Origin of the sequence: Comamonas koreensis (assembly GCF_014076495.1) — a bacterium.
Lineage (GTDB): Bacteria > Pseudomonadota > Gammaproteobacteria > Burkholderiales > Burkholderiaceae_C > Comamonas > Comamonas squillarum.
In genome coordinates this window covers 3,202,266-3,228,646 of sequence record NZ_CP043575.1, presented here as the reverse complement: position 1 = coordinate 3,228,646, position 26,381 = coordinate 3,202,266, and the positions used below count along the sequence as shown (strand labels likewise).

At 63.4% G+C, this 26,381-nt stretch carries 21 protein-coding genes; 14 read left to right on the top strand and 7 right to left on the bottom strand.

All coding sequences use genetic code 11. The annotated features are described in order from the left end of the window. Nucleotides 1-41: 41 nt before the first annotated feature. Together lptG and lptF are read right to left on the bottom strand one after the other, a co-directional pair. Nucleotides 42-1,136 carry an LPS export ABC transporter permease LptG gene (gene lptG, locus F0Q04_RS14595; RefSeq protein ID WP_182341622.1) on the bottom strand — a complete coding sequence of 365 codons (1,095 nt, stop codon included), beginning with the start codon at nucleotides 1,134-1,136 and terminating at the stop codon, nucleotides 42-44. Further along, nucleotides 1,133-2,233 carry an LPS export ABC transporter permease LptF gene (gene lptF / locus F0Q04_RS14590; RefSeq protein WP_116923965.1) on the bottom strand — a complete coding sequence of 367 codons (1,101 nt, stop codon included), beginning with the start codon at nucleotides 2,231-2,233 and terminating at the stop codon, nucleotides 1,133-1,135. Before lptF ends, lptG begins: the two co-directional genes overlap by 4 nt. Before the next feature lie 23 nt (nucleotides 2,234-2,256). Between lptF and F0Q04_RS14585 the strand changes: the two genes are divergently transcribed. The 7 genes from F0Q04_RS14585 to F0Q04_RS14555 all read left to right on the top strand — a co-directional run bounded on the left by F0Q04_RS14585 (nucleotide 2,257) and on the right by F0Q04_RS14555 (nucleotide 9,120). After that, the gene (locus tag F0Q04_RS14585) at nucleotides 2,257-3,831 is read left to right on the top strand and encodes a leucyl aminopeptidase (protein WP_182341619.1); all 1,575 of its coding nucleotides are present in this window, start codon (nucleotides 2,257-2,259) and stop codon (nucleotides 3,829-3,831) included. Nucleotides 3,832-3,845: 14 nt separating this feature from the next. Next, entirely contained in the window at nucleotides 3,846-4,298 is a 453-nt protein-coding gene (locus tag F0Q04_RS14580) for a DNA polymerase III subunit chi (protein WP_116923963.1), read from the top strand. Nucleotides 4,299-4,301: 3 nt separating this feature from the next. Continuing rightward, the gene (locus F0Q04_RS14575; protein WP_182341616.1) at nucleotides 4,302-5,021 is read left to right on the top strand and encodes a hypothetical protein; all 720 of its coding nucleotides are present in this window, start codon (nucleotides 4,302-4,304) and stop codon (nucleotides 5,019-5,021) included. 172 nt (nucleotides 5,022-5,193) lie between these two features. After that, nucleotides 5,194-6,246: a methionine ABC transporter ATP-binding protein gene (locus F0Q04_RS14570; RefSeq protein ID WP_182341613.1), complete on the top strand. Its 1,053-nt coding sequence runs from the start codon at nucleotides 5,194-5,196 to the stop codon at nucleotides 6,244-6,246. A 20-nt stretch (nucleotides 6,247-6,266) separates the two neighbouring features. After that, nucleotides 6,267-6,932, top strand: a complete 666-nt coding sequence (locus F0Q04_RS14565) for a methionine ABC transporter permease (RefSeq protein ID WP_021025822.1) — start codon at nucleotides 6,267-6,269, stop codon at nucleotides 6,930-6,932. Between the two features lie 148 nt (nucleotides 6,933-7,080). Then, complete coding sequence (locus F0Q04_RS14560; RefSeq protein WP_116924451.1) at nucleotides 7,081-8,211, top strand: DUF6817 domain-containing protein; 1,131 nt, start codon at nucleotides 7,081-7,083, stop codon at nucleotides 8,209-8,211. 111 nt (nucleotides 8,212-8,322) lie between these two features. Next, nucleotides 8,323-9,120 carry a MetQ/NlpA family ABC transporter substrate-binding protein gene (locus tag F0Q04_RS14555; protein WP_027010639.1) on the top strand — a complete coding sequence of 266 codons (798 nt, stop codon included), beginning with the start codon at nucleotides 8,323-8,325 and terminating at the stop codon, nucleotides 9,118-9,120. 78 nt (nucleotides 9,121-9,198) lie between these two features. Here F0Q04_RS14555 and F0Q04_RS14550 read toward each other — a convergent pair whose 3' ends face one another. Continuing rightward, nucleotides 9,199-10,023 carry a PP2C family protein-serine/threonine phosphatase gene (locus F0Q04_RS14550; protein WP_182341610.1) on the bottom strand — a complete coding sequence of 275 codons (825 nt, stop codon included), beginning with the start codon at nucleotides 10,021-10,023 and terminating at the stop codon, nucleotides 9,199-9,201. A gap of 197 nt (nucleotides 10,024-10,220) precedes the next feature. Between F0Q04_RS14550 and F0Q04_RS14545 the strand changes: the two genes are divergently transcribed. Further along, nucleotides 10,221-12,269 carry an ATP-dependent DNA helicase gene (locus F0Q04_RS14545; protein WP_182341608.1) on the top strand — a complete coding sequence of 683 codons (2,049 nt, stop codon included), beginning with the start codon at nucleotides 10,221-10,223 and terminating at the stop codon, nucleotides 12,267-12,269. A gap of 73 nt (nucleotides 12,270-12,342) precedes the next feature. Here F0Q04_RS14545 and F0Q04_RS14540 read toward each other — a convergent pair whose 3' ends face one another. Beyond that, nucleotides 12,343-13,152, bottom strand: coding sequence for an outer membrane protein assembly factor BamD (locus F0Q04_RS14540; protein ID WP_116924449.1), 810 nt, complete (start codon nucleotides 13,150-13,152; stop codon nucleotides 12,343-12,345). A 228-nt stretch (nucleotides 13,153-13,380) separates the two neighbouring features. Here F0Q04_RS14540 and dnaE point away from each other — a divergent pair, with 228 nt between their 5' ends. From dnaE to sbcB, 6 genes are all read left to right on the top strand, one after another. Next, the gene (gene dnaE / locus F0Q04_RS14535) at nucleotides 13,381-16,926 is read left to right on the top strand and encodes a DNA polymerase III subunit alpha (protein ID WP_116923958.1); all 3,546 of its coding nucleotides are present in this window, start codon (nucleotides 13,381-13,383) and stop codon (nucleotides 16,924-16,926) included. A 113-nt stretch (nucleotides 16,927-17,039) separates the two neighbouring features. Further along, nucleotides 17,040-17,414: an ATP-dependent Clp protease adapter ClpS gene (gene clpS, locus F0Q04_RS14530; protein ID WP_021025816.1), complete on the top strand. Its 375-nt coding sequence runs from the start codon at nucleotides 17,040-17,042 to the stop codon at nucleotides 17,412-17,414. Nucleotides 17,415-17,477: 63 nt separating this feature from the next. Further along, the gene (clpA, locus tag F0Q04_RS14525) at nucleotides 17,478-19,820 is read left to right on the top strand and encodes an ATP-dependent Clp protease ATP-binding subunit ClpA (protein ID WP_116923957.1); all 2,343 of its coding nucleotides are present in this window, start codon (nucleotides 17,478-17,480) and stop codon (nucleotides 19,818-19,820) included. 87 nt (nucleotides 19,821-19,907) lie between these two features. Next, a protein-coding gene (locus F0Q04_RS14520) for an IS3 family transposase (RefSeq protein WP_182345607.1) occupies nucleotides 19,908-21,283 on the top strand; the annotation gives its coding sequence in 2 pieces (ribosomal slippage) (nucleotides 19,908-20,397 and nucleotides 20,397-21,283; 1,377 coding nt in all). A 112-nt stretch (nucleotides 21,284-21,395) separates the two neighbouring features. After that, entirely contained in the window at nucleotides 21,396-22,850 is a 1,455-nt protein-coding gene (cls, locus tag F0Q04_RS14515; RefSeq protein WP_182341606.1) for a cardiolipin synthase, read from the top strand. A gap of 53 nt (nucleotides 22,851-22,903) precedes the next feature. Then, nucleotides 22,904-24,361, top strand: a complete 1,458-nt coding sequence (sbcB, locus tag F0Q04_RS14510) for an exodeoxyribonuclease I (protein WP_182341604.1) — start codon at nucleotides 22,904-22,906, stop codon at nucleotides 24,359-24,361. Between the two features lie 11 nt (nucleotides 24,362-24,372). On the opposite strand, the gene F0Q04_RS14505 is transcribed toward sbcB, so the two are convergent. From F0Q04_RS14505 to F0Q04_RS14500, 3 genes are read right to left on the bottom strand one after another with little or no spacing between them, the layout of a single operon-like run. Continuing rightward, nucleotides 24,373-24,855: an N-methyl-D-aspartate receptor NMDAR2C subunit gene (locus F0Q04_RS14505; protein WP_232539353.1), complete on the bottom strand. Its 483-nt coding sequence runs from the start codon at nucleotides 24,853-24,855 to the stop codon at nucleotides 24,373-24,375. Beyond that, on the bottom strand, nucleotides 24,828-25,022 hold the full coding sequence (locus tag F0Q04_RS24045; RefSeq protein ID WP_232539352.1) for a hypothetical protein: 195 nt from the start codon (nucleotides 25,020-25,022) through the stop codon (nucleotides 24,828-24,830). Before F0Q04_RS24045 ends, F0Q04_RS14505 begins: the two co-directional genes overlap by 28 nt. A gap of 29 nt (nucleotides 25,023-25,051) precedes the next feature. Next, a complete protein-coding gene (locus F0Q04_RS14500; protein WP_116923953.1) occupies nucleotides 25,052-26,281 on the bottom strand; it encodes a nucleoside recognition domain-containing protein in 1,230 nt (409 codons plus the stop codon). Nucleotides 26,282-26,381: the final 100 nt, after the last annotated feature.

Genomic DNA, 26,381 nt, shown 5'->3' with positions numbered 1-26,381 from the left:
CGTAGAGCCGTCCTGGGTGTGGAGCGGGGCGCGTGGCCCCGCTACCTTCGCAGCACCAGCCAGCCAAAGGCCCCCAGCGACAGCAGTGAGTAGATCAGCCCGGGGGCCGCCGCGGTCAGCATCGGGTGCCAGTTCTGCAGATTGCCGGCAAAGCCGAACACATTGTTGAGCAGGAAGAAGCTGATGCCCGCCATCACGCCGCCAAACACATAGCCCGTGATGCCGCCCGAGCGGAAATGCAGGTAGGCAAAGGGGAGCGCCAGCACGACCATCACCAGGCAGCTGATGGGGTAGAACACCTTGCGCCACAGCTCGATCTCGTAGCGCTGCGCGCTTTGGCCATTGGCCTGCAAATGGCTCACGTAGAGGAAGAGGTCGTAGGTGCTCATCTGGTCGGGCTTGAGCACGGCCGCGGCCACCATGCTGCTGGTCACCGCAGTCGGCCAGTCCATGGTGTCCAGGTTCTTGACCTCGACCCGTGCCTGGCGCTGGTCGCCCAGGTAATAGCGTTGCTCCTGGATATGGTGCAGGTGCCAGACGCCATTGCCAAACTTGCCGCCGGCGGCCGTGAGCTGCATCTGGATGCGGCCCTGGTCGTCGAAGTTGTAGACCCGCACGCGCTGCAGATCGCCTTCGGGCGAGATGGCGCGCACATTGATCGCGGCCATGCCGTCCTCGCGCTTCTCGCGCAGCCAGGCGCCGGTGCGGCCCGTGCTCAGCTGGCCAAAGCGCTGTGCGCGCACCAGCTGGCTGGCCTGCTCACCGGCAGGCGCCACATAGTCGCCAATCGCAAAAGTGAGCACCACAAAGGCCAGGCCAATGCTCAGCAGGCTGCCCAGCGCTTGCCAGGGGCCCAGGCCACTGGTGCGCAGAATGGTGAACTCGGAAGTCTGCGCCATGCGCGCCATCACAAAGATGGTGCCGATCAGCACGGTGATGGGCAGCAGCTCGTAGATGTGGTTGGGGATGTTGAGCGCCACGCTCAACAGCGCATCCTTGAGCTCATAGGTGCCGGTGCCGATCCAGCGGAACTCATCGACCAGGTCAAAGAAAAAGAACAGTGCCAGGAAGGCGAGGGTGACAAAGCCGACGGTCAAGGCGATGTCCCGGTAGATCATTTTGCGAAAGGTCTTCATGCGCGGCTCCCCTTGCGGCGTACCCATTGCATCAGCGAGAACTGCTGGTTGCGGCTGAGCAGCAAGGTCCAGGCGAGCAGGGCCGTCAAGCCGTGGATCAGCACGAAGGAGAGCGGCAGCGAGGCTTTGCCCGAAGACACCCAGTTCTGGGCAAAGGTCATGAGGTTGTAATAGACGATGAAGGCAAACAGGGCGAACACCAGGCTGCTGCTGCGGCCCGCGCGCGGGTTGACGCTGGCCATGGCCAGGCCCAGCACGACAAAATTGATCGCGGCGATCGCCAGGCCCAGGCGGTAACCCAGCTCGCCCAGCAGGCGGGGCTGGTCACTGGCCATCAGCTCGCGCGTGGGGATGTTTTTCACGGCGCCCATGTCGTTGGGGTCAATCGTGGCGGCGCTGCCGATGCGGGTGCCGTATTCCTTGAAGTCGCTGACCTTCAGGCCCGGATTGTCCTTGGATTTCTCGATGCGCTGGCCGTCATTGAGCACGGCAACGCGGGCGTTTTCCTGCACTTCGAGGTGGGCGCTCTTGGCGCTGGTCACAGTGTCCTTCTTCTCTTCGTTGGTGACGATGAAGACATTGCTCGCCTCGAGGTCCGAGTTGCGGTCGCGGTCGATGAAGAACACGCGCGAGCCGTCGGACGACTCCTGGAATTCCCCAGGCGCGATGCGGTCGACATCTCCGCGCTGTTCATATTGCGCGCGAAGCTGCACAATCTGCTGGTTGGCCCAGGGCCATACCAGCAAGGCCAGCACCGCAATGACGACCATGATGGGCCAGGAAAAGCGCATCAGCGGGCGCAGAAAGCTGACCAGACTTTGACCACTGCTGAACCACACGGCCATTTCACTGTCGCGGTACATGCGCGACAAAGTCGCCACCACCGCAATGAACAGGCAGAGGCTCAAAATGGTGGGCAACTGGCCCAGCACGGTGTAGCCCATCACCAGCAACACATCGGAAGGGTTGACGCTGCCACGCGAGGCCTGGCCCAGCACTTTGATGAGCATCATCGTCATCACCACAGTCACCAGCACCACCAAGGTGGCACCAAAGCTGCGGGATAGCTCTTTACGGATCGAGGAATCGAATAACATTGGCGAGAAGGAAAGCACCGATTATGAACTTTGAACTCAAAACTCTGGATTTGGCTTCGGCCGCATTGCAGTCTGGCGACCTGCTGATCGTGTTGGTGGCTGACAAGCAGCCCAAAACCAGTGATGCATTGTCCACCCTGATTGCGCACGCGCAGAAAAATGGTGATTTTGAGGCAAAAACCGGCAAGTTGCTGGCCATGTATGCGGTGCCCGCCATCGAAGCCCGGCATTTGTTGCTGCTGGGCATTGGCGATGGTTCCCCCCAGGCCGTGCGCCAGGCGCTGGCGGCTGCTTCCGCTCCACTGACGCGTGAGGGCATCGAGCGCGCAGCTGTTGTGAGCGCCCAGCCGCTTGACGCTGCTTCGCTGCACGCATTGCTGCAATGCCTGGCAGACAGCGCCTACCTCTACCGCACCACCAAGCCATCGGCCAAGGCCGTGGCGCTCAAGTCCGTGGTGCTGGGCGCGCCCAATGCTCCTGAGCTGGAGCAGGCGTTTGAGGTGGCCAAGGCCACCGCCCAGGGCGTGGCCTTTGCCCGCGAATGGGCCAACCGCCCTGCGAACTACGCCACGCCCAAGCTGCTGGCCGATGCGGCCGAATCGCTGGCCGAAGAGCACAAGCGCATCAAGTGCAAGATCCACAAGCCCGAGGACGTGGCCAAGCTGGGCATGGGCGCCTTCATCGCCGTGGCCCAGGGCTCCAAGGAGCCGCTGCGCTTTATCGAGCTGCATTACCACGGCGCCGACAAGGACCGCCAACCGGTGGTGCTGGTGGGCAAGGGCATCACCTTTGATACCGGTGGCATCTCCATCAAGCCTGCGGGCGACATGGACGAGATGAAGTACGACATGGGGGGCGCTGCCAGCGTGCTGGGCACCTTCCGTGCGCTGGCTGAGTTGAAGCCCGAGATCAATGTGGTCGGCCTGATCCCGGCCTGCGAAAACATGCCCGATGGCGGCGCGGTCAAGCCCGGTGATGTGGTCACCAGCATGAGCGGCCAGACCATCGAAATCCTGAACACCGACGCCGAAGGCCGTCTGGTGCTCTGCGATGCGCTGACCTATGCCGAGCGCTTCTCGCCCAGCGCCGTGGTCGATATCGCCACCTTGACCGGTGCCTGCGTGATTGCGCTGGGCGCCCAGCGCAGCGGCCTGTTCTCGAACAACGATGCGCTGGCCCAGGCCTTGCAAGCCGCTGGCGAGCAGGCGCAAGATACCTGCTGGCGCATGCCGCTCGATGACGAATACGCCGAAGGCCTGAAGACCAACTTTGCCGATGTGGCCAATGTCGGCGGCCGGCCGGCCGGCGCCATCACGGCCGCCAAGTTCCTGCAGCGCTTTGTCGGCAGCATGGCCTGGGCGCACTTGGATATCGCCGGCACCGCCTGGCGCAGCGGCGCCAAGAAGGGCGCCACCGGCCGCCCGGTGGGCTTGCTGCTGCAGTACCTGCTTGGCAGCGCCCAAGGCGCAGCACCTGCCGAACAAGCCAAGACGGTCAAGCCCGCCAAGGCCAGCAAGGCGGACAAGCCTGCCGCAGCGGCCAAGCCGGGCAAGGCGGCGGTCAATGTGGACGGCGCTGACAAGGCGGACGCCCAATAAGCACAGCCTGCCTTATGACGACCTCCACGACGGTAGCCTTTCACTTCAACGCGCCCAGCAAGCTGGCCTATGCCTGCAAGCTGGCGCGCAAGCTCCAGCGCATGGATATTCCGCTGGTGGTGCTCGGCGAGCCGGCCATGGTGGCCCAACTCGACGAGGCGCTGTGGTCCTTTGGTGGTGCCAGCCAGTTTCTGGCCCACTGCCGGGGGGATGCCGCGCCGCAGGTGCTTGAGCGCTCGCCCACGGTGCTGCTGAGTGAGCTGGCCGATAACCTGCCGCATACCCGCGTGCTGCTGAACCTGGGCTCGGAGATGCCCGCTGACGTTACCCGCTTTGAGCGGGTGATCGAGGTGGTCAGTGCCGACGATGAGCAGGACCGGCAGCAGGCGAGGGTGCGCTGGCGCGCCTACGCCGCCATGGGCTATGCCATCGAGCGCCGCGATCTGGTGATGAAGTCGGAGGACTGAGCCATGACCGAGTCCAGAATCCCTCCCAAGTTTGTGCCCACCTTGACCGAGGAAGCCGCACAGGACGCCGCGGACGCGCTGCCCCAGGTGGTGCCCGGCGGGGCTGCCGCGGGCGCGCCCGACAGCACACCGGCTGGCGTGGATGTGCTGCGCAGGCGCCGCGATGCGGATGTGCCGGCCTCGGGCGCCTGGGCGCAGCCCGCTGCCGATATTGCCGACCTGCCCACCCACAGCGGCTGGGCGCAGCAGGCAGATGCAGCATTGCCATTGGGCAGCAGCGCGCAAGCTGTTGCCGCCCCCAATCCGCCTGCAGCGGACAGCAACAGCCTTCCGAGCTTGGTGCAGGGCGTAGGCCCAGCGGCCGCCTTGCCGCCCGCAGGCGCTGGGGCGGTGGTGGATGACAGCGATGGCCAGGGCAACCCCGGCCTGGTGCAAAACGCGCTGGGCGGCGAGGGCATGGCCGTGTCGGATGCGACCAGCCACCTGGTCGAGTCCGCAGCCGAGACGGCGCAGGCGCTCGAAGACGCGATCACCCGCCGCGTCACCCGGCGCGTGCAGGAGACCTTGGACACGCGCCTGTCGGCTGCCGTGCTGAAGGTGGTGGAGCAGCAGACGGCCTTGCTGCAATCGTCGCTGCAACTGGAGATTGACAGCACCATCCGTGAGGCAGTGGCCGATGCGGTGGCCCGCATTTTGCGCGAGAGCCAGAACCCGCCACGCTAGGAATTCTTGCGTTATCTGCTTTTTGATGACAAAAAAGACCTAGTGAAATAACCGGCGGTTGTAAAGAACTAAAATTTCGTTCTTTGCGGCTGTCTGTCGCATCGCTTACAGTACGGCTATTCACGGTTTTTCGAGCGCCCGCCTCAAGCTGCAGGGCGCTTTCTTTATTCCAATGATTGAACTACGGGGTATCACCCAAACCTACCCGGGCAAAAACGGCCCGGTCCATGCGCTGCGCGGTGTCGATCTGAGCATTGCCGCTGGTGAAGTGTTTGGCATCATCGGACGCAGTGGTGCGGGCAAGAGCTCCCTGGTGCGCAATATCAACCTGCTCAACCGCCCCACCACTGGCCAGGTGGTGGTCAATGGCAAGGAGCTGACGGCGATGGACGATGCGCAGCTGCGTGCTGCGCGCCGTGAGATCGGCATGGTGTTCCAGCACTTCAACCTGCTGTCCTCGCGCACGGTGTTTGACAATGCCGCGCTGCCGCTGGAGCTGGCAGGCATGAGCAAGGCTGCCATCAAAAAGCGCGTGGACCCGCTCCTGGACCTGGTGGGCCTGGCAGCGCTGAGTGACCGCTACCCCGCGCAGCTGTCGGGCGGCCAAAAGCAGCGCGTGGGCATTGCCCGCGCGCTGACCAGCGAGCCCAAGGTGCTGCTGAGCGACGAGGCGACCTCGGCGCTGGACCCGGAAACCACGCGCTCGGTGCTGGCCCTGCTCAAGCAGATCAACAAGGACATGGGTTTGACGGTGGTGCTGATCACGCACCAGATGCAGGTGGTCAAGCAGATCGCCGACCGCGTGGCGGTGATGGAGGCCGGCAAGGTCGTCGAGATGGGCTCGGTCATCGAGGTCTTCACCCGTCCCCAGCAACCCATCACCAAGAGCCTGATCGACGAGATCGTGCCCCAGGAGTTGCCCGCCAGCGTCATCGACCGCGTGCGCAGCCTCAATGGTGCGCTCTCCAGCGGCCAGGGCAAGCTGCTGCGCTTGTCCTATGCTGGCAACCTCGCCTACCAGCCCATCCTCTCGCGCCTGATCCGTGACTTTGGCCTGGATGTGAGCATCCTCAACGGCCAGGTCGATGAGATCCAGGACCAGACCTTCGGCTTCCTGGCGGTCTACGCCAGCGGTGATCTGGCCCAGCTCCATGCCGCTGTGGAAGCGCTGCGCGCCTCGGGCGTGATGGTGCAGGAAGTCAATACCGAGGCCTCGGCCGCTTAACACCCGCAAAGAGGTCATCGATGTTTGAGAATTTTTCTGAAATGATGCTGCAGCTGTTTGCCACATCCTTGTGGGAGACGCTGATCATGGTGGGCATCTCCGGCGTGGCCGGTGCGCTGATCGGCATTCCGCTGGGTGTGTTTCTGCGCCTGACAGACCATGGCGGCATCTTGCAAAACGGCGCTGCCAACAAGATCGTCGGCTGGCTGGTGAATGCCGTGCGCTCGACACCCTTCATCATCTTGCTGGTCGCCATCATCCCGTTCACCCGCTTTATCACCGGCTCGTCCATCGGCACGGCCGCGGCCATTGTGCCGCTGACCCTGGCCGCTGCGCCTTTTATCGCCCGCCTGGTGGAGACCTCGCTGCGTGAAGTGGACCATGGCCTCGTCGAAGCGGCCCAGGCCATGGGTGCGACCTCCTGGCAAATCGTCTGGAAGGTGCTGCTGCCCGAGGCGCTGCCCGGCATCGTCGCGGGCCTGACCATCAGCTTTGTGTCGCTGACCGGCTACTCGGCCATGGCCGGCGCCATTGGCGGCGGCGGTCTGGGCGATCTGGGTATCCGCTATGGCTACCAGCGCTTTTTGCCGGACATCATGCTGGCGGTGGTGGTCATCCTGATCATCTTTGTGCAGCTGGTGCAAAGCCTGGGTGACTGGGCGGTGCGGCGCCTGAGCCACAAATAATCCGCTGGCGCAAACGCTTGCCCGTCCAAAGCCCATGTGCCCTGCCCATGGGCTTTTTGCTTGGGGCCAGCCGCGGCTGTCACCCAAGGGCATTGCGCGCTCTGGGCGCTGCCTACAATGGCGCATTGCCCACGCCTTGGAGACTGCCATGAATGCCGCCTTGCCCACCGCCACGGCCACTGCCACCGCACATGCCCTGCCACTGCAGGCGCTGGATCCCGCGCAATGGCTGCGGGCCAAGCCCTTGCTCGATGAGAACTGGATCCACGCCCACCCGGCACTGGCGCGGGCCTTGCCGGTGGTGCTGGCCCGCGATGTGGGTCAGGACTGGCACAAGGCCGGCACCTTTCGCCACCATTTGCTGGGGGTGACGCGGACCTTGCAGCTGTGGCAGCAACCGGAAGATGTCAAGCTGCTGGGCCTGCTGCACAGTGTCTACGGCAATGCCTTTGTCGACCTGGTCAAGTTCGATGCCAGCAGCGAGCGCAGCCAGCTCGCCGCGCTGGTGGGCGAGCCTGCCGAGCAGCTGGTCTACGAGTTCTGCATTCTCTCGCGCGCCCAGTTTGTGCAGAAGGTGCTCGCTGGGGCCATCGAGCCCGATGGCGCCGTGCTGCTGGACCACAAGGGCGCGCCGCGCCGGGTTGCGCCCTATACCGTAGCCGCCTTCATCATCGTCAGCATGGCCGACACCATCGAGCAGTGGTTCAGCTGGCAGGACGATATTTTCTCCAGCTTCCCGCAGGTGCCCCAGCGCCCGCAAAAGGCGCACTGGATGGCCTCGCTCTGGCCCGGCCCGATGCGCCCCAGCGGCCGCATGCTGTCGCAGATTGCCAGCCTGGGCCTGGCCTTGCAGCACCCGGCCTTGCAGGGTCTGCTGCCCACGCCGCCGGTGTTTGCCAACTGCACCCAGGGTCTGAGTCCATCGGCCGATGCGGCGGCCGCGTCGCTCTACTGGTCGGTGATCCAGCAGGACCAGCCGCTCACGGACCTGGATGTGGCCACCGGCGTGCTGGAGCAGGCCGTGCAGCTCAACCCCTGGGTGGGTGAGCCGCAGATGGTGCTGGCCCAGCTCTACCTGAGCGCCGGGCGCGAGGCCGATGCGCTGGCCGCTGCCGACAGCGCGCTGCAGTGTTTCAGCCAATGGGGCAATGCCTGGGATAAGCGCGTGCAATGGGATGCCTGGGTCGCCTGGACCCGCATCCTGCAGCAGCACGCCAGGAACGGCAACTGGCCCGAGCGCCTCGACAAGCTCAACAACGTCGCACTGCGGCCGGAGTAAAACGCGCCCCGACAGCGGCCGGCGGGTTGTAAGCAAATGGCAAAAAGTTCTTTGTTGCGTTGCAAAATCGGGCGTACAGTTCGGTATCGCATTTGAAAAGGTATCGCTCCCGTGCAAAAACGTACATTGCTGCAATCCGTGCTGGCCCTGGCTTTGGCCGCCGGTGTCTCTGGCGCCGCAGTCGCACAAGACAAGGAAATCAAGATCGGTGTGACCGCTGGCCCGCATGGCCAGATCATGGAGCAGGTCAAGAAGATCGCCGAAAAAGACGGCCTGAAGATCAAGGTCATCGAGTTCAGCGACTACATCCAGCCCAATGCCGCGCTGCAGTCCGGTGAGCTCGATGCCAACAGCTACCAGCACAAGCCCTATCTGGACGCCCAGATCAAGGACCGTGGCTACAAGTTTGTGGCCGCCGCCGACACCGTCAATTTCCCGATCGGCATCTACTCCAAGAAGATCAAGAAGATCGAGGAGTTGAAGGAAGGCGCGCGCTTTGGCCTGCCCAATGACCCGACCAATGGTGGCCGCGTATTGCTGCTGCTGCAGGCCAATGGCCTGATCAAGTTGAAAGACAGCGCCGGTCTCAAGGCCACGCCGCTGGATGTGGTCGAGAACCCCAAGAAGCTGCGCTTTGTCGAGCTGGACGCCGCCCAGCTGCCGCGCTCGCTCGATGACCTGGACGCCGCTGCGATCAACACCAATTTCGCGATCTCGGCGGGTCTGAACCCCAAGTCCGACGCCATCGTGGTTGAAAACGCCAAGAACCCCTATGTGAATATTCTGGTGATCCGCGAAGCGGACAAGAACCAGCCCTGGGTGGCCAAGCTGGTCAAGGCATACCACAGCGAGGAGATTCGCAAGTTTGTCGACACCCAGTTCAAGGGTGCGGTGATGCCTGGCTTCTAAGCGACTCTAGACACAACAAAAAGCCTCGCGGTTTAGGACTGCGAGGCTTTTGCTTTTAAACGCATCGGCTTAACCGCTTTAACTGCGCACCGGTGGCTTGGCCTTGGCGCGTTTGCTGCCGGGCACGACGGCCTGGGTCGCCTCTGCCGGCAGCGGCTCGACCTTGACGATGGCCAGCGACATATTGTCGCCCGAGCCCGAAGCGCGCATGCGGGCGCGCTCGATGAGGAACTGGCTGGCTTCGCGCGGCGAGAGCAGGCGTGTGATCGATGACAGCTCATCGGGCGAGAAGTAATGCCATATACCGTCACTGCAGGCCAAGAGCACATCGCCTTGCTTGAGCATGGGGATGCGGTGGTGGATCAAAGGCGGGTCATCGGCCGTGCCCAGGCAGTGCAGCAAGATATTCGATTGCGGGTGGTAGCGTGCTTCTTCCAGCGTGATCTGGCCCTGGTCGACCAGGGTCTGCACATAGGAATGGTCACTGGTCTGGTAGAGCAGCTGCCCGTCACGGAAATGGAAGATGCGCGAATCGCCCGAATGCACCCAGGCGCAAGCGCCGTTGGGCAAAATCAGAAAAGCCGCAATAGTGCTGTGGGGCTCTTGCTCGGCCGCAATGGCCACCAGGCGGATCAGCAAATGGGCTTCGCGCACCAGGTTGCCGAGCATTTCTTCGGCGTTGTCGGTCTCTGGCGAGTAGCGCTCGAACACCTGCTTGGCTGTCAGCATCACCTGGTCCGATGCTGCACGCCCGCCGCTGCGCCCGCCCATGCCATCGGCCACCACGGCCAGCACGCAGCCCTTGGCGCGCGGGTGGGCGAGCATGATGACCTGGTCCTGCTGGTAGGGCCGGTCGCCTTTGTGGAGGCCGGTAGCGGCAGAGAGTCGGTAGCTGGTGCTCATGCGCGAGGGGGTGGTGGGCAAGTGGGGTGACGAAGGAGGAATCATAGAGCAGATTGCCCGGCGGGGCGCCAAAGCATGCGGGGTGATGCTGCCAACCGATGTTTGTATACCAACGTCTGGGGCCGTTGGGCAAGCGCAAGCCGGGGCAGGGCGTCGAACGCGCTAGACTGCGATGCCCGCGAAACCACTCTTCACCGATGCCCCGTCCTCCCGCCCTTGCCATTGATGCCCCGCTGCGCCTGCGTCCGCAGCAGGAGCAGATGATCGCGGCCATCGAGGCGGCCTGGGCCCAGGGCCAGCGGGTGGCGATCGAGGCGCCCACGGGCACTGGCAAGACCTATGCCTATCTGATAGCGGCCTTGGCCCGCCAGGAGCGCTTTGTGGTTAGCACCGCCACCCGGGCGCTGCAGGACCAGCTCGTAGACCGTGACATCCCGGCGCTGCTGGCCCACCAGGGCCTGCAGCGCAAGGTGGCCGTGCTCAAGGGGCGGGAGAACTATGTGTGCCTATTGGGCCTGGAGCAGGCGCGCAGCAAGCTGCAAGGCCAGCATGCGGGGGCGTTGGCCCAGGTAGAGCGCTGGGCGCAGAGCACGCAAGGGGGTGATCTGTCCGAGCTGGACGATATCAGCCATCTGACCAGCCTCGTGCCGCACATCACGGCCAGCCATGACGAATGCCTGGGCCAGCGCTGCAGCCACTTTGAGCGCTGCTTTTCCAACCAGGCCCGGGCCCGCGCCGCGCAGGCCGATATTCTGGTGATCAACCACCATCTGTTTTTCAGCGAGCTGCGCCACCGCCAGATGCTGGGGGTGAGACACGGCTTTGTGCCGCTGGCGCAGACCATGGTGATGGACGAGGCCCACCAGCTGCAGGCCATTGGCCTCAAAGTGCTGGCCAAGGGCCTGAATGTGGGCGATATGCGCGACTACCTCCAGACGGTGGAGCGCGAGACCAGCCTGCATGCACGCGGCTTTGCGCCCTGGCATGCCCTGCTGCAGCAGGTGCAGCAGGCCTTGGTGCAGTGGATGGGGGCCGAGCAGCGCTTGCTGGGCCCCGCCGATGCCCTCACCGATGCGGCAAGCCGCACCACAGGCCGCCAGGCGCTGGTCAACCTGCACAACCTGCTATCGGCCCTGGTCGCCGCCTTGCAAGGGGTGGCCGGCAGTGCGGCCGCAGTGGCCCAGCTGGCAGGCCAGGGCGATGTGATGCTGCAGGCCTTGCGCCAGTGGGCCCAGGGCGGCGGCCAGGACCGGGTGCGCTGGTGGGATTCCCCCGGTTATGTGCGCGCGGGCCAGGCGGGCGACCTGCAGGCCCATGGGCGCTATGCCTGGCGCCAGGGCTTTCGGGAGTCGCCCCTGTGGCTGTGGCAGGCGCTGCAGGCGCTGGGCCCCCAGGTGCAGGCCAGCAGCTGGCTGGGTCAGGGCGTGCAGCGCTGGCTGTTTACCTCGGCCACCTTGGGCGATGATGCGGCGCTGACCTGGTTTGCCCAGGGCCTGGGCTTGCGCAGTGACAGCAGCGATAACAGTGAGACTGGTGATGCGCTCTTGCTCGCCAGCCTGCGCTTGCGCAGCCATTTCGACTGGGGCCAACAGGCCCGGCTCGTGGTGCCCCAGGGCCTGCCCGGCACGGATGCACCGGCGGCCGAGCGCGCGCAGGCACTGGCCCAGTGGCTGCTGCCTCATCTGAAGGCGCTGGGCGGGCGCTGCATGGTGCTGTGCACATCAACGGCTGCCATGCAGGCCTTGGCCCAGGCCTTGCGCCAGGGCCTGCAGGGCCAGGCCATCACCGTGCTGCAGCAGGGCGAGCAGCCCAAGCGCAGCCTGCTGCAGGCCATGCGCACGGCGCCCGGCGGCAATACCGGCCGCGTGCTGGTGGGCACCCTGGGCCTGTGGGAGGGGGTCGATCTGCCTGGCGAGGCGCTGCAGCTCCTGGTGATCGACAAACTGCCGTTTCCGCCGCGCCATGATGTTCTGCATGCAGCGCGCGTGCAGGCGCTGCGGGCTGCGGGCCGGGATGCTTTCGAGCGCTATGTCCTGCCGCAAACGGCGATGCAGCTGCGCCAGGGCGTTGGGCGGCTGATTCGGTCTGCCAGCGACCAGGGTGTGGTGGTGATCGCCGATGAACGCCTGCACAGCCGCAGCTATGGCGCGGCCTTGCTGGCGGCGCTGCCGCCGCTGCCCAGTCTGGATGACGCAGCCTTGCCGGCGTTTTTGCAAACCTTGGCAGAAAAAGAGCTCCGGCCGTAAGAAAACGGCTGCTGCAAGTGGTGACCCGCAGCAGCCGCTTGGCTATCTAATCACGCGCCTCAGGCGCGTAGCATCACCACATCTTCCACCAGGGGCGCTCTTCCTTGCGGAAGCCATTGGCCAGTAGGCGGGTGTTGGGGTAGCTCGCTTCCAGCACGCGCTTGGTGTCGGCGGCCATGTCGGCCATGTTCAGGCGCTCGTAGGACAGCATCAGGATGTAGAGCGCGTCCTCTTGTGCAGGCACTTCCTTGTAGTCGGCAATAGCGGCTTGCGCGCGGTTGACGGCGGCCACATAGGCGCCGCGCTCGTAGTAGTAGCGGGCGACGTGCACTTCGTACTGAGCCAGCGAGTTGACGATGTAGCGCATGCGCTTTTCAGCGTCGGGCGCGTACTTGGACTCGGGAAAGCGCGTGGTCAGCTCACGGAACGATTCGAACGAATCCTTGGCGGCCTTCTGGTCGCGCTCGGACAGGTCCTGCTTGGACACCCAGGAGAAAAGACCCAGGTTTTCGTTGAAGTTCACCAGGCCCTTGAGGTAGAGCGCATAGTCCACGCCTTCGCTGGCGGGGTGGAGCTTGACAAAGCGGTCCAACGTGGCAATGGCCTGGGCCTTTTCACCGCTCTTGTACTGGGAATAGGCCTTTTCCAGCTGGGCTTGCTGCGCCATCGCGGTGCCAGCGGCACGGCCTTCGAGCTTTTCATACAGCGGAATGGCCTTGTCGAACGAGCCGGACGACGCCTCGTCACGCGCTTCCGAATAAATCTTGTTCGGGCTCCAGCCGGCGGTGGGATCCACATCGGTCGATGAACAGCCTGCCAGCAACGCGGCAAGTGCTACAGAAGCGATAGCGGGAACCTTCGATTTGGGGTACGCAAACAGCATTTTTGGCTTGAAATCCATGGACGGAAAGCTGAAAAACTGCGTGGGGCGGCAAAGCCCGCCACGCAGCGGGGCAGCCCGTGCCGCGCCCTCTGATCTGGGCCATTGTAATCGGCGCGCAGCCCGCTGCCGCAGAGCCGGACTTGTCGCCTGTAGGGCTGTGTAACATTCCGCGCCGGATATGCCATGGTTTGCAGCGGCGGTGCTGCGGCTTTCCTACAATGCAGGGATATGTTCGTACACCTTCGCATCCATTCCGAGTTTTCCATCATCGACAGCACCAATCGCGTGGGCGATTTGATCAAGTTTGCTGCGGGTGATAGCCAGCCGGCGATGGCGCTCACCGATTTGAACAGCCTGTTTGGCGCCATCAAGTTTTACAAAGCCGGGCGCGGCGCAGGTGTCAAACCCCTTCTGGGCGCCGAGCTGACCTTGGAGCCTGAGGTGGCAGGCGGGCCGCTGTCGCGCATCATCGTGCTGATCCAGAGCCAGCAGGGCTACCTGAACCTGTCGGAACTGCTGGCGCGTATCTGGATGGCCGACACCATCAAAGCGCAGCCGCAGTGCACCTGGGCCTGGCTGGAGGAGCTGTCAGACGGCCTGATCCTGCTGTCGGGCGCCCAGGCCGGCCCCGTCGGCCAGGCGCTGATGCGTGGGGATGAAAAGACCGCCCGGGGCGTGGCACTGCGCCTGGCGGGGCTGTTCCCGCACCGTTTCTATATCGAGCTGCAGCGCGCTGGCCGCGCCGATGACGAAAGCCATGTGGCCGCTGCGGTCGCGCTGGCTGCCAATCTCAAACTGCCAGTCGTGGCCACGCACCCGGTGCAGTTCACCAAGCCTACCGATTTTGAATCGCACGAAGCCCGCGTCTGTATTGCCGAGGGCGAGACCCTGGGCAATAAAAAGCGCGTCAAGCGCTTTACCCGCGACCAGTACCTGAAATCTGCTGCCGAGATGGAGGCCCTGTTCGCCGATCTGCCCAGCGCGATTGCCAATACCGCCGAGATCGCCCGCCGCTGCAGCGTCACCCTGCAGCTGGGCAAGTACTTCCTGCCCGATTTCCCCACGCCCAATGGCATGCCGATTGACGCGTATTTCCGCAAGGCCTCGTTCGACGGGCTGGAGGAGCGCCTGCAGCTGCTGTTTCCCAACGCGGCCAAGCGCGAGGCCGAGCGGGCCAAGTATGTCGAGCGGCTGGAGTTCGAGCTGGGCATCATCTTGAAGATGGGTTTTCCCGGCTACTTCCTGATCGTGGCGGACTTTATCAACTGGGCCAAGAACAATGGCTGCCCGGTGGGGCCGGGCCGGGGATCGGGGGCGGGCTCGCTGGTGGCCTATGTGCTCAAGATCACCGATCTGGACCCGATCCACTACAACCTGCTGTTCGAGCGCTTTCTGAACCCAGAGCGCGTCTCGATGCCCGACTTTGACGTGGACTTTTGCCAGGCCAACCGGGACCGGGTGATCGACTATGTGAAGGACCTCTACGGCCGCAATGCGGTGAGCCAGATTGCGACTTTCGGCACGATGGCCGCGCGTGCGGCGATCCGCGACGTGGGCCGCGCGCTGGATATGAGCTATGGCTTTTGCGATGGCATCTCCAAGCTGATCCCAAACAAGCCGGGCCTGCATGTGACCTTGAAGTACCCGCCCAATCCTCCGAAGGACGGCGACAAGTACACCTATGCGATCAAGGAAGAGCCGATCCTGGCCGAGCGCATCGAGAAGGAAGAGGACGTCAAGACCCTGATCGAGATGGCCCAGAAGCTCGAAGGCATGACCCGCAACATCGGCATGCACGCAGGGGGCGTGGTGATTGCGCCGGGCAAGCTGACCGATTTTTGCCCGCTCTACCAGCAGCCGGGCAGCACCTCGGCGGTGGCCATGTATGACAAGGACGACGTCGAGGCCGTGGGCCTGGTCAAGTTCGACTTCTTGGGCCTGGCGACCTTGACGATTCTGGAGATCGCGCGCGAATTCATCATCAAGCGCCACAAGGGGCAGGAGAACTTCAAGTTCGAAGAGATTCCGCTCGACGACGCCCGCACCTACCAGCTCTTTTCGGCCGGCAAGACCGAAGCCGTGTTCCAGTTTGAATCGCGCGGCATGCAGCAGATGCTCAAGGAAGCCAAGCCCAGCCGCCTGGAAGACCTGATCGCGCTGAACGCGCTCTACCGGCCGGGCCCGATGGACCTGATCCCCAGCTTTGTGGCGCGCAAGCACGGCAAGGAAGTGGTGGAGTACCCGCATCCGCTGGTCGAGAAGGTGCTGTCCGAGACCTACGGCATCATGGTCTACCAGGAGCAGGTGATGCAGACCGCCCAGGTGCTGGGCGGCTACAGCCTGGGCGGCGCCGACTTGCTGCGCCGCGCGATGGGCAAGAAAAAGGTCGAGGAGATGGTGCAGCACCGCGCCACCTTCCGCGAAGGGGCCTCCAAGATCGGCATCGACGAGGCCAAGGCCGACGAAGTGTTCGATTTGATGGAGAAGTTTGCCGGCTACGGCTTCAACAAGTCGCACGCCGCGGCCTACTCGCTGCTGGCCTACCATACCGGCTGGCTCAAGGTGCACTACACGGCCGAGTTCTACTGCGGCAATATGACCGTGGAAATGGACAACACCGACAAGCTCAAGGTGCTGTACGAGGACGCGCTGAAAATGGGCGTGACCTTTGAGATGCCCGATGTGAACCGGGGCCACCACCGCTTCGAGCCGGTGACCGACAAGGTGATCCGCTATGGGCTGGGCGCCATCAAGGGCACTGGCCAGGCCGCCATCGAGGCCATTGTGGCTGCGCGCGAAGGTAAGGGCACAGGGCCGCAGGGCGATACCAAGGGCCCGTTCAAGAGCCTGTTCGACTTCTGCCTGCGCGTGGACCGCAGCAAGCTCAACAAGCGCACGGTCGAGGCGCTGATCAAGGGCGGTGCCTTTGACAGCATCCAGCTCAACCGCCGCGCGCTGATCGAATCGGTCGACGTAGCCTTTGAATTTGCCGCCACCACCCATGCCAACGCCAACCAGGGCGGCCTGTTTGACATGATGGGCGATGACGCCGTGGGCTCGAGCACGCAGGAGCCGCCACTGGCCGATGTGCTGCCCTGGGGCATCAAGGAGCGCCTGGTGCAGGAGAAGACCGCCATCGGTTTCTACCTCTCGGGCCATTTGTTTGACGAGGTGGAGCTGGAGGTGCGCCAGTTTGTGCGCACCCCCATCTCCCAGCTCAAGGACAGCCGCGAGCCCCAGACGGTGGCGGGCATCATCAGCGACATGCGCGTCATCAACGGCCAGCGCGGCAAGCTGGTGCTGTTCAAGATCGACGACAAGTCCGGTGTCATCGAGGGATCGCTGGATGAGGCCACCTGGAACCGCCACAAGGAGCAGCTCAAGGACGATGAATTCGTCATTCTGAGCGCCCGTATCGGGCAGGACCACTTCAGCGGCGGGCTGCGCGCTAAGGCGCAGCATGTCTGGGGCCTGGCCGATGCGCGTGCCCGTTTTGGCCGCTATCTGCTGGTCAACACCGACCGCCACCAGCCCGATGTTGCGCGGCTGATTCAGGAGTTTCCCGCTGTCGAGGAGCACACCGACGAGGGCGTGCTGCGCCACGGCCTCAAGATTCGCCTGGGCGTCGTCTGCGGCCAGGGCCAGGCGCGGGCCGGGGTGGAACTCAACCTGGGCGACGCCGCACGCTTTTTCCCCAGCGACCAGGCCATGGCGGCCTGGTCCCAGGAAGCGGGCCACGAAGCCATCAAAATCGTTTACGAAAGCATGGCCTAAGAGCAATTGTGCCCGGGCTGAAAAACGGCTGGACCAGCGGTTGCTGGTGCCGCCGTATTGAAGTTCATAAAAGCATCACCATCTTTGTCCATGTGGAAATTTAGCCTTATAGAATGATCTCAATGGCCACGAAACCTGTTGTTCCTCCCTCGCCGAATCTGCCTGCAACGCCCCAGCCCCCGGAGGACGGCGGCGGGGCGCTGGTGGTCGAGCGCATCGCCCAGCGGGTGGAGCCACCGAAGATGTACCAGGTGGTCATGCTCAACGATGATTTCACGCCGATGGAGTTTGTGATTGAGGTACTGCAGCATTTTTTTGGCAAGAGCCGGGAGGCGGCCACGCAGATCATGCTGAAGATCCACCTGGATGGGAAAGGTGTCTGCGGGGTGTACTCGCATGAAATCGCCGAAACCAAGGTGGCGCAGGTGATGGATGCCGCCAACGGAGCGGGTCACCCGCTTCAAGCCGTATCGGAGCCTGTTGAATAACGGAATCTGGTCCTCATCTAGAAGCAAGTTGAGTGTATTTGGCAAGCAATAAAGGAGTTTCAAATGATTGCTCAGGAACTGGAAGTCAGCTTGCACATGGCTTTTGTCGAAGCCAGGCAGCAGCGCCATGAATTCATCACCGTGGAGCATTTGCTGCTGGCCTTGCTGGACAACCCGAGTGCTTCCGAGGTGTTGCGCGCATGCTCTGCCAATATCGACGATCTGCGCGCGTCGCTGACCAATTTCATCAAGGACAATGCCCCGCAGGTGGCCGGTGAAGACGAAGTGGACACCCAGCCTACCTTGGGTTTCCAGCGCGTGATCCAGCGCGCCATCATGCATGTGCAAAGCACCGGCAATGGCAAGAAGGAAGTGACCGGCGCTAATGTGCTGGTGGCCATTTTTGGCGAAAAGGACTCGCATGCCGTGTACTACCTGCACCAGCAGGGCGTCACGCGCCTCGATGTGGTCAACTACATCGCCCATGGCATCAAGAAGAACGACACGCCCGAGCTGCCCAAGTCCGAGTCCAGCTCGGATGCGGAAGAGGTGGGCAGCAACAGCGCCGAGCGCGCTGAAAAGGCCTCGCCGCTGGAGCAATTCACCGTCAACCTGAACCAGCAGGCCAAGGACGGCAAGATCGATCCGCTGATCGGCCGCCAGTACGAGGTCGAGCGCACGATCCAGATCCTGTGCCGCCGCCGCAAGAACAACCCGCTGCTGGTGGGTGAGGCCGGCGTGGGCAAGACGGCGATTGCCGAGGGCCTGGCATGGCGCATCACGCAAGAAGATGTGCCCGAAGTGCTGGCCGAGGCCACGGTCTACTCGCTGGACATGGGCTCGCTGTTGGCGGGCACCAAGTACCGCGGTGATTTTGAGCAGCGTCTGAAAGGCGTGCTCAAGGCCTTGAAGGACAAGCCCCATGCGATCTTGTTCATTGACGAGATCCACACCCTGATCGGTGCCGGTGCGGCCTCGGGCGGCACGCTGGATGCGTCCAACCTGCTCAAGCCGGCGCTGTCGAGCGGCCAGCTCAAGTGCATTGGCGCAACCACGTTCACCGAGTACCGCGGCATCTTCGAAAAAGATGCAGCGCTCTCTCGCCGCTTCCAGAAGGTCGATGTGGTCGAGCCGACCGTGCCCGAAACCATCGATATTCTGAAGGGCCTGAAGTCGCGCTTCGAAGAGCACCACAACGTCAAGTACGCGGTGGCCGCTTTGCAGGCAGCCGCTGAGCTGTCGGCCAAGTTCATCAATGACCGCCATCTGCCCGACAAGGCGATCGATGTGATCGATGAGGCTGGTGCCGCGCAGCGCATTCTGGCGCCCTCGAAGCGCAAGAAAACCATCGGCAAGACCGAGATCGAAGAGATCGTCGCCAAGATTGCCCGCATTCCGCCGGCCAACGTCAGCAATGACGACCGCGGCAAGCTGCAGACCCTGGAGCGTGACCTGCGAAGCGTGGTCTTTGGCCAGGACAAGGCGCTCGAAGTGCTATCCTCGGCCGTCAAGATGGCGCGCTCTGGCCTGGGCAAGGTCGACAAACCGATTGGTTCGTTCCTGTTCTCGGGCCCCACGGGTGTGGGCAAGACCGAAGCGGCCAAGCAGCTGGCCTACATCCTGGGCATCGACCTGATCCGCTTTGACATGTCCGAGTACATGGAGCGCCATGCGGTTTCGCGCCTGATCGGTGCGCCTCCGGGCTATGTCGGTTTCGACCAGGGCGGCCTGCTGACCGAGGCGGTGACCAAGAAGCCCCATGCGGTGCTGCTGCTCGACGAAATCGAGAAGGCGCATCCGGATATCTTCAATGTGCTGCTGCAGGTGATGGACCACGGCACCTTGACCGATAACAATGGACGCAAGGCCGACTTCCGCAATGTGATCATCATCATGACCACCAATGCGGGCGCCGAGACGATGAACAAGGCCGTCATTGGCTTTACCAACCCGCGTGCGGCGGGCGACGAGATGGGCGACATCAAGCGCCTGTTCACGCCCGAGTTCCGCAACCGGCTGGATGCCATCGTCAGCTTCAAGCCGCTCGACGAACAGGTCATTCTGCGTGTGGTCGACAAGTTCCTGCTCCAGCTCGAGCAGCAACTGGCCGAGAAGAAGGTCGAGGTCACGTTCAGCGACAAGCTGCGCAAGCACCTGGCCAAGACCGGCTTCGATCCGCTGATGGGTGCGCGGCCGATGCAGCGCCTGATCCAGGACACGATCCGCCGGTCGCTGGCCGACGAGCTGCTGTTTGGCCGCCTGACCGATGGCGGGCGCCTGAGCGTCGACTGGGACGACAGCAACGCCGACAAGCCCGAGGTGATGCTCGACATCCAGCCGCTGCCCAAGAAGGAGCGCGCCAAGCAAGAGCCGGCCGAGCCTGAAGAGGAAGTCGCCGCCGATTGAGGCCCCTGCGCCTTGAGGACAGAAACAGCCGCTCCATGAACTGCACCCCAAAAGTTGGACATCAATCCAACCTTTGGGGTGTTTTTCATGGCGAAGTACGACGAGAGTTACAAGCTGGAAGTTGTCCAGGGCTACGTGCAGGGGCAGCATGGGTTCAGAGCACTGGCCCATGCTCACGGTCTCGACCAAGCGACAGTGCGACGTTGGGTAAAGAGCTACCAGCAGCATGGCCTATCAGGGTTGCGCAAGAAGTTCAGTCGCTACAGCGCTGACTTCAAACTGGCAGTGTTGCAGCGGATGTGGCGAGATGATCTGTCTGCACGAGAGACGATTACCTTGTTTGATATCCGGGGTGGCACGGGTGTCATCAGCGCCTGGGAGCTGCAATATCACGACGGTGGGCCGCAAGCACTTGCACCCCGGCCAAGAGGACGCTCCAAGAAGATGCCAAACCCACCCACAGCCAAGCCCGCACAGGCACAAGCAGTTATGTCTGCGGACGACACGCGTTCGCACGCAGATTTGCTCAAAGAGGTGAAGTACCTGCGCGCGGAGGTGGCGTACCTAAAAAAATTGGAGGCCTTGGTTCAGGCGAAAAAACAAGCTGCGCAGAAAAAGCGCGGATAGTGCTTGAGCTAAGGCCAGATCACGACCTCAAGGACTTGCTGCGGGCAGGTAAGCTGGCGCGCAGCACCTTCTATTACCAGGCTCAAGTGCACAGGAGAGGCGACAAATACGCTGAGCTCAAGGCTCAGATCCGATCTGTCTACGAGCTTCACAAAGGACGCTATGGCTATCGGCGTATTGCGCTTGAACTCAAGCGCAATGGCTGTCATGTGAACCACAAGAGCGTGCAGCGCCTGATGCAGGTAATGGGGATGAAGTCCCTGGTTCGGCCCAAGAAATATCGCTCCTATCGCGCCGGGCAGCACGCGGACGTGGCCAATGTGTTGCAGCGCCAGTTCATGGCCGAGCAGCCTAACCAGAAATGGGTGACGGACGTGACAGAGTTCAACGTCTTGGGTAAAAAGCTATACCTGTCGCCTGTCATGGATCTATTCAATGGCGAGGTGGTGAGCTATCAGATGAATACGCAACCGCGCTTGAAGATGGTGGGTGACATGTTGCGCAAGGCGCTAGGCAAGCTGGGCAGGGAGGAAAAACCATTGCTGCATTCCGACCAGGGCTGGCAGTACCAAAGTCGTGCCTATCGCCGCTTGCTGGCCGATCATGGCCTGGTGCAAAGCATGTCACGTCGGGGCAATTGCTTGGATAACGCAGCGATGGAGAGCTTCTTCGGAACCTTGAAGTCCGAGTTCTTCCACCTCAACAAGTTCAGCAGTGTGGCGCAGCTTCAAGAAGGTCTTCACCACTACATCCATTACTACAATCACCAACGCATCAAGCTAAAACTAAAAGGCCTGAGTCCGGTGCAATACCGGATTCAGGCCTTCAGTCCCTAGCTTCCAACTGTCCAACTTCTTGGGGTCAGTTCACCATGCGGCTGTTTTTTTGCGCCGGGCTGTCACGGTGGCAGGCTACACTGGGCAGTCCCCTCAACAGGAGCGCGCTGCTGTGGCGTCCCTCTCTCCGTATCTGACCAAGGAAAATATCTTCGCGGTGCTGTCCGTGATCTGGCCGATTTACCTCGGGGTGGTGGGTATCTGGATTCTGATGCAGCGCCGCGCGCCGGTGGCCACCTTGGGCTGGCTGCTGTCCATGGGCTCCTTGCCCGTGGTGGGGCTGATCGTCTACTACTTCATCGGCCCGCAGCGCATGAAGCGCCAGCGCATCAAACGCCTGCGCGCCCGCAACAAAAACCATGTGCGCGAGACCACGCGCCGCATCCGCGACGGCCAGCCCGAGGCCCCGGCCCAGCTGCGCGAGATGGTCAAGCTGGTCGAGGCCACCTGCGGCTTCCCGATCACCTCGGCCGAAAGTGTGGAGTTGCTCAGCGGCGGCGCGGCCACCTTTGACCGCATTCTGGAAGACGTCGCACAGGCCCGCCACCATGTGCATCTGGAATACTATATTTTCGAGCCCGACCAGACCGGCACGCGCCTGCGCGATGCGCTGGTCGAGCGGGCCAAAGCGGGGGTTAAGGTGCGCATGCTGGTCGATGCGCTGGGCTCCAAGCGCGTCAACCGCAAGTTCATCGCGCCCTTGCTGGCAGCGGGCGGCGAGTTTGCGGTGTTCCACCCCACTCGCATCGGCAGGCGTCTGCGCCCGGTAATCAACTTCCGCAGCCACCGCAAGATCCTGGTGGTAGATGGCCAGATCGGCTTTACCGGCGGCGTCAATATCACCGACGAAGAAGACCGCCGCGTCAACACCAACGCCTACCACGATGTGCACCTGCGCATGGCGGGGCCCATCGTCACCTGGCTGCAGACCACCTTCTTGGAAGACTGGGCCTATGCGCTGGAGAAGTCGGCCCAGGACATGCCTGCCAACCTGGACTTGCTGCTGCCCGATATGCCCGATGGCCGCCACGCGATGCAGCTGGTGAGCTCAGGCCCGGACAACCCGACCGAGCCCATCCACCGCGCCCATGTGGCCGCCATCCAGTCAGCCACCGTGCGGGTCTGGCTGACCACGCCTTACTTTGTGCCAACCGAGCCGGCCATGTATGCGCTGACCAGCGCCGCGCTGCGCGGCGTCGATGTGCGGCTGCTGGTGCCGGAGAAATCGGACTCCATCTTTGTGACGGCCGCTGCCCGCTCGTACTACGAGGAGCTGATCAGCGCCGGCGCCAAGGTCTACGAATACAGCGCGCGCATGCTGCACTCCAAGACCTTGGTGGTCGATGACAACCTGACCATCATCGGCACGGCCAACTTTGACAACCGAAGTTTTCGCCTGAACTACGAGGTGTGTGCGATTGGCTACGGGCCGGAGCTGAACGCCCGGCTGCAGGACCAGTTCAACACCGATCTGATGCGTTCCAAGCAGGTGGCTTCGCGCCGCAAGCAGCGCTTTTTGCCCCGGCTGGGTGATTCGATCGCGCGCCTGTTCTCGCCGCTTCTGTAGTTGCGGGCCCACGTTGCTCTGCGGCAGTGACCGGAGCAGGCATACTAGCGGGCATGCAGAACTTCTCGTCCGCCTCCGCCAGCTTTTTCTGGCATGACTACGAAACCTTTGGTGCCGTGCCGCGCCGTGACCGGCCCGCACAGTTTGCCGGCATCCGCACGGACATGGACCTCAACGAGATCGGCGAGCCGGTCATGCTGTACTGCCAGCCTGCGCTTGACTACCTGCCCAGCCCGCAGGCGAGCCTGATCACCGGCCTCACGCCCCAGCACTGCCTGGAGCAGGGCGTGCCCGAGCACCAGTTTGCCGCGGCTGTAGAGGGCGAGCTGGGCCGCCCGGGCACCATTGGCGTGGGCTACAACACTATCCGTTTTGATGACGAGGTGACGCGCTACATGCTGTGGCGCAACCTGCGCGACCCCTATGCCCGCGAATGGCAAAACGGCTGCGGCCGCTGGGATCTGCTCGATGTCGTGCGCATGGTCTATGCGCTGCGCCCCGAAGGCATCGAGTGGCCCCAAAAGGATGATGGCTCGGTCAGCTTCAAGCTCGAAGACCTGGCCCGCGCCAACGGCATCCTGCATGAATCGGCGCACGATGCACTGAGCGATGTGCGCGCCACCATTGGCCTGGCGCGCCTCATCAAGCGCCTGCAGCCGCGCCTCTTTGATTTTGCGCTGGGTCTGCACAAGAAGGACCGTGTGATGCAGGAGCTGGCCCTGCCAGCCACCTCCGCCAATGCCCGGCCTTTTTTGCATGTCTCGGGCATGTACGGGGTCGAGCGCGGCTGCATTGCCGTGGTCTGGCCGCTGGCCCAGCACCCGACCAACAAGAACGAGGTCATCGCCTGGGATCTGGCCCAGGACCCCAGCCACCTCGCTGAGCTGTCGGTCGACGAGATGCGCCTGCGCATGTTCAGCGCAGCTGCTGATCTGCCCGAAGGCGTGACGCGCCTGCCGATCAAGACGGTGCACCTGAACAAATCGCCGATGGTCGTCAGCAGCCTGCGTACGCTCAGCGCCGAGCAGGCCGCCCGCTGGCAGATCGACATGGACCAGGCCCTGCGCCATGCCGCGATTGCCCGCGATCTGCCCGATATGAGCGCCACCTGGGCTGCCGTGTTTGACCGCCCACCGCTCGAGGGTGTGGATGTGGACCAGGATTTGTACAGCGGCTTTATCGGCCAGGCCGACCGCCGGCGCCTGACCCAGCTGACGACCATGCACCCGCAGGAGCTGGCCGTTGCCAAGCCCGGTTTTGACGATGAACGACTGCATGAGCTGCTGTTCCGCTACCGGGCGCGCAACTTTCCCGATTCGCTCAACCCAGAGGAGCAGCAGCGCTGGCTGGAGCTGCGCGTGGCCTTTTTGCAAGAGGGCTTGGGCGGCGCGCGCACGGCCGAGCAGATGTTTGCCGAAATCGACCAGCTGTCGGAGACGGCCGATGAGCGCGCCGAAGAGCTTCTGGGCGCACTCTACGACTGGGCCGATGCGATCATGCCCGATGCCTGAGCGGCATTGAATCAGGCTATCGCCAGCGCCAGGGCCTGCTCCAGGTTCTGGCGCGCCTGCGCCTCCAGCCGGGCCCGCATGGTCGCCGTCTGGTAAATCGCCGGGCGCTGCAAAAAGCCGCGCAGCACCGACTGGCGGCGCAGCGCATAGTCGGCAGCGGGCACCCAGGCATATTCGGCCTGGATCTGCGCCTGGTACTGCGCAAAACGCGCGCCTGGCGCGCCCAGGATAGACAGATCTATATCGAGCATCCAGGCGCTGTCTGCCGGCAGCGGCGCTTGCGCGGGCTGGAAATGGCAGGTGGCCATGACCAGTGCATCCACCCGCTGCAAGGCATCGGGCGCGGCCCCGGCTGCCTGCATCACCGCTTGCGCCCAGTTGGCACTGCGCCGTTCATTGTCCTTGGCCTGCGGGTCATAAATCGCGTCGTGAAAGCACAGGGCCAGTGCCAGCTCTGCCGGCTGCGCTATCTGCGGGGCAGCTGCTCGAGCCATTGCAGACATTCGGCAATATGCTGCAGGCCGTGGTAATGGCGATCCGGCCCGGCATGCGCTGCCAGCAGCTGGGGCAAGGCGTTGGGCGCAGGGGTCAGGCCCAGATCCTGCCAGGCCCGTTCCCAAGCGGCGCTGAAGATCTGGGCTTCTGCGCTGCTGTTGGTCATGGCAACTCTTGAAGACGTCTCGTCTGTAATCAACCAAAGAACTGGTAGCAGACCACAATGGCGGCCACCACGCCCGAGAACTCAGCCAGCAGCGCGCAGGGCACCGCATGGCGCGCGCGCTGGATGCCGACCGCGCCAAAGTACACCGCCAGCACATAGAACGTGGTCTCGGTGCTGCCCTGGATGATGGCAGCGGCCAGCGCCGGGAAGCTGTCCACGCCATGGCTTTGCATGGTCTCGATCAGCATCGCGCGCGCGGCGCTGCCCGAGAAGGGCTTGACCAGGGCAGTAGGCAGCGCATCGACAAAGCGCGTGTCCATACCGCTCAGATCCACCAGCCAGCGGATGCCGTCGAGCGCATAGCCCAGCGCGCCCGAGGCGCGAAAGAGCCCCACGGCGCAGAGCATGGCCACCAGGTAGGGAAGCAGGCCCTTGGCGACATCAAAGCCTTCCTTGGCGCCTTCGATAAAGCTCTCGTACACGGGCACCTTGCGCAACGCGCCCACCACGACAAACAGTACCACCAGGCCAAACAAGGTGAGGTTGCCCAAGAGGGAAGACACCTGCGCCATCGCCGTGGACGTCAAGGTCGCCAAAAAGGCCATGAATCCGGCCAGCACCAGGCCGACCGGCAGCAGATAGGCCAGCACCACCGGGTGCCACAGCGGCAGGCGCTGCACGATGGCCACCGACACCAGGCCGACCAGCGTCGAGACCGAGGTGGCCAGCAAGATCGGCAGAAACACCAGGGTTGGGTCGGGCGCGCCTTGCTGCATGCGGTACATGAAGATGGTCACTGGCAGCAGGGTCAGAGACGAGGCATTGAGCACCAGAAACAGAATCTGCGCATTGCTGGCGGCCGTGGGCGAGGGGTTGATCTCTTGCAGCGCGCGCATGGCCTTGAGGCCAATGGGGGTGGCTGCGTTGTCCAGCCCCAGCGCGTTGGCAGCAAAGTTCAGCGTCATCAGGCCCAGCGCCGGGTGGCCGCGCGGCACATCGGGCATCAGCCGGGCAAACAACGGCGCAAGCCAGCGGGCCAGCATATCGACCAGGCCGGCCTTTTCCGCAATCTTCAAAAAGCCCAGCCACAGCGTGAGCGTGCCAAACAGCAGCACCATCACCTCGACCGAGAGCTTGGCCATCGCAAACAGCGCCTGCACCATGTCGCCAAAAATCTGCGCATTGCCGCCCACCAGCCACTGCGCGAACGCGGCCAAGGCCGCCACCACAAAAAAACCCAGCCACAAGCCATTGAGCATGGGACATCCTTCGTCATCCGGCGCGCCGCAGCACCGGGGCGGTGCGCCATGCCGCTGATTGTGCGCGATGCCGCAGCCTGCCCGGCGCTGGCCCATGCGG

Coding starts and splice junctions, on each gene's coding strand:
- F0Q04_RS14550 (WP_182341610.1), bottom strand. CDS start 10,023: ATGAGCACCAGCTACCGACTCTCTGCCGCTACCGGCCTCCACAAAGGC.
- F0Q04_RS14500 (WP_116923953.1), bottom strand. CDS start 26,281: ATGCTCAATGGCTTGTGGCTGGGTTTTTTTGTGGTGGCGGCCTTGGCC.
- F0Q04_RS14585 (WP_182341619.1), top strand. CDS start 2,257: ATGAACTTTGAACTCAAAACTCTGGATTTGGCTTCGGCCGCATTGCAG.
- lptF (WP_116923965.1), bottom strand. CDS start 2,233: ATGTTATTCGATTCCTCGATCCGTAAAGAGCTATCCCGCAGCTTTGGT.
- F0Q04_RS24045 (WP_232539352.1), bottom strand. CDS start 25,022: ATGACCAACAGCAGCGCAGAAGCCCAGATCTTCAGCGCCGCTTGGGAA.
- F0Q04_RS14580 (WP_116923963.1), top strand. CDS start 3,846: ATGACGACCTCCACGACGGTAGCCTTTCACTTCAACGCGCCCAGCAAG.
- F0Q04_RS14560 (WP_116924451.1), top strand. CDS start 7,081: ATGAATGCCGCCTTGCCCACCGCCACGGCCACTGCCACCGCACATGCC.
- F0Q04_RS14570 (WP_182341613.1), top strand. CDS start 5,194: ATGATTGAACTACGGGGTATCACCCAAACCTACCCGGGCAAAAACGGC.
- lptG (WP_182341622.1), bottom strand. CDS start 1,136: ATGAAGACCTTTCGCAAAATGATCTACCGGGACATCGCCTTGACCGTC.
- F0Q04_RS14545 (WP_182341608.1), top strand. CDS start 10,221: ATGCCCCGTCCTCCCGCCCTTGCCATTGATGCCCCGCTGCGCCTGCGT.
- F0Q04_RS14565 (WP_021025822.1), top strand. CDS start 6,267: ATGTTTGAGAATTTTTCTGAAATGATGCTGCAGCTGTTTGCCACATCC.
- dnaE (WP_116923958.1), top strand. CDS start 13,381: ATGTTCGTACACCTTCGCATCCATTCCGAGTTTTCCATCATCGACAGC.
- F0Q04_RS14505 (WP_232539353.1), bottom strand. CDS start 24,855: ATGGCTCGAGCAGCTGCCCCGCAGATAGCGCAGCCGGCAGAGCTGGCA.
- clpA (WP_116923957.1), top strand. CDS start 17,478: ATGATTGCTCAGGAACTGGAAGTCAGCTTGCACATGGCTTTTGTCGAA.
- F0Q04_RS14540 (WP_116924449.1), bottom strand. CDS start 13,152: ATGCTGTTTGCGTACCCCAAATCGAAGGTTCCCGCTATCGCTTCTGTA.
- sbcB (WP_182341604.1), top strand. CDS start 22,904: ATGCAGAACTTCTCGTCCGCCTCCGCCAGCTTTTTCTGGCATGACTAC.
- F0Q04_RS14575 (WP_182341616.1), top strand. CDS start 4,302: ATGACCGAGTCCAGAATCCCTCCCAAGTTTGTGCCCACCTTGACCGAG.
- clpS (WP_021025816.1), top strand. CDS start 17,040: ATGATCTCAATGGCCACGAAACCTGTTGTTCCTCCCTCGCCGAATCTG.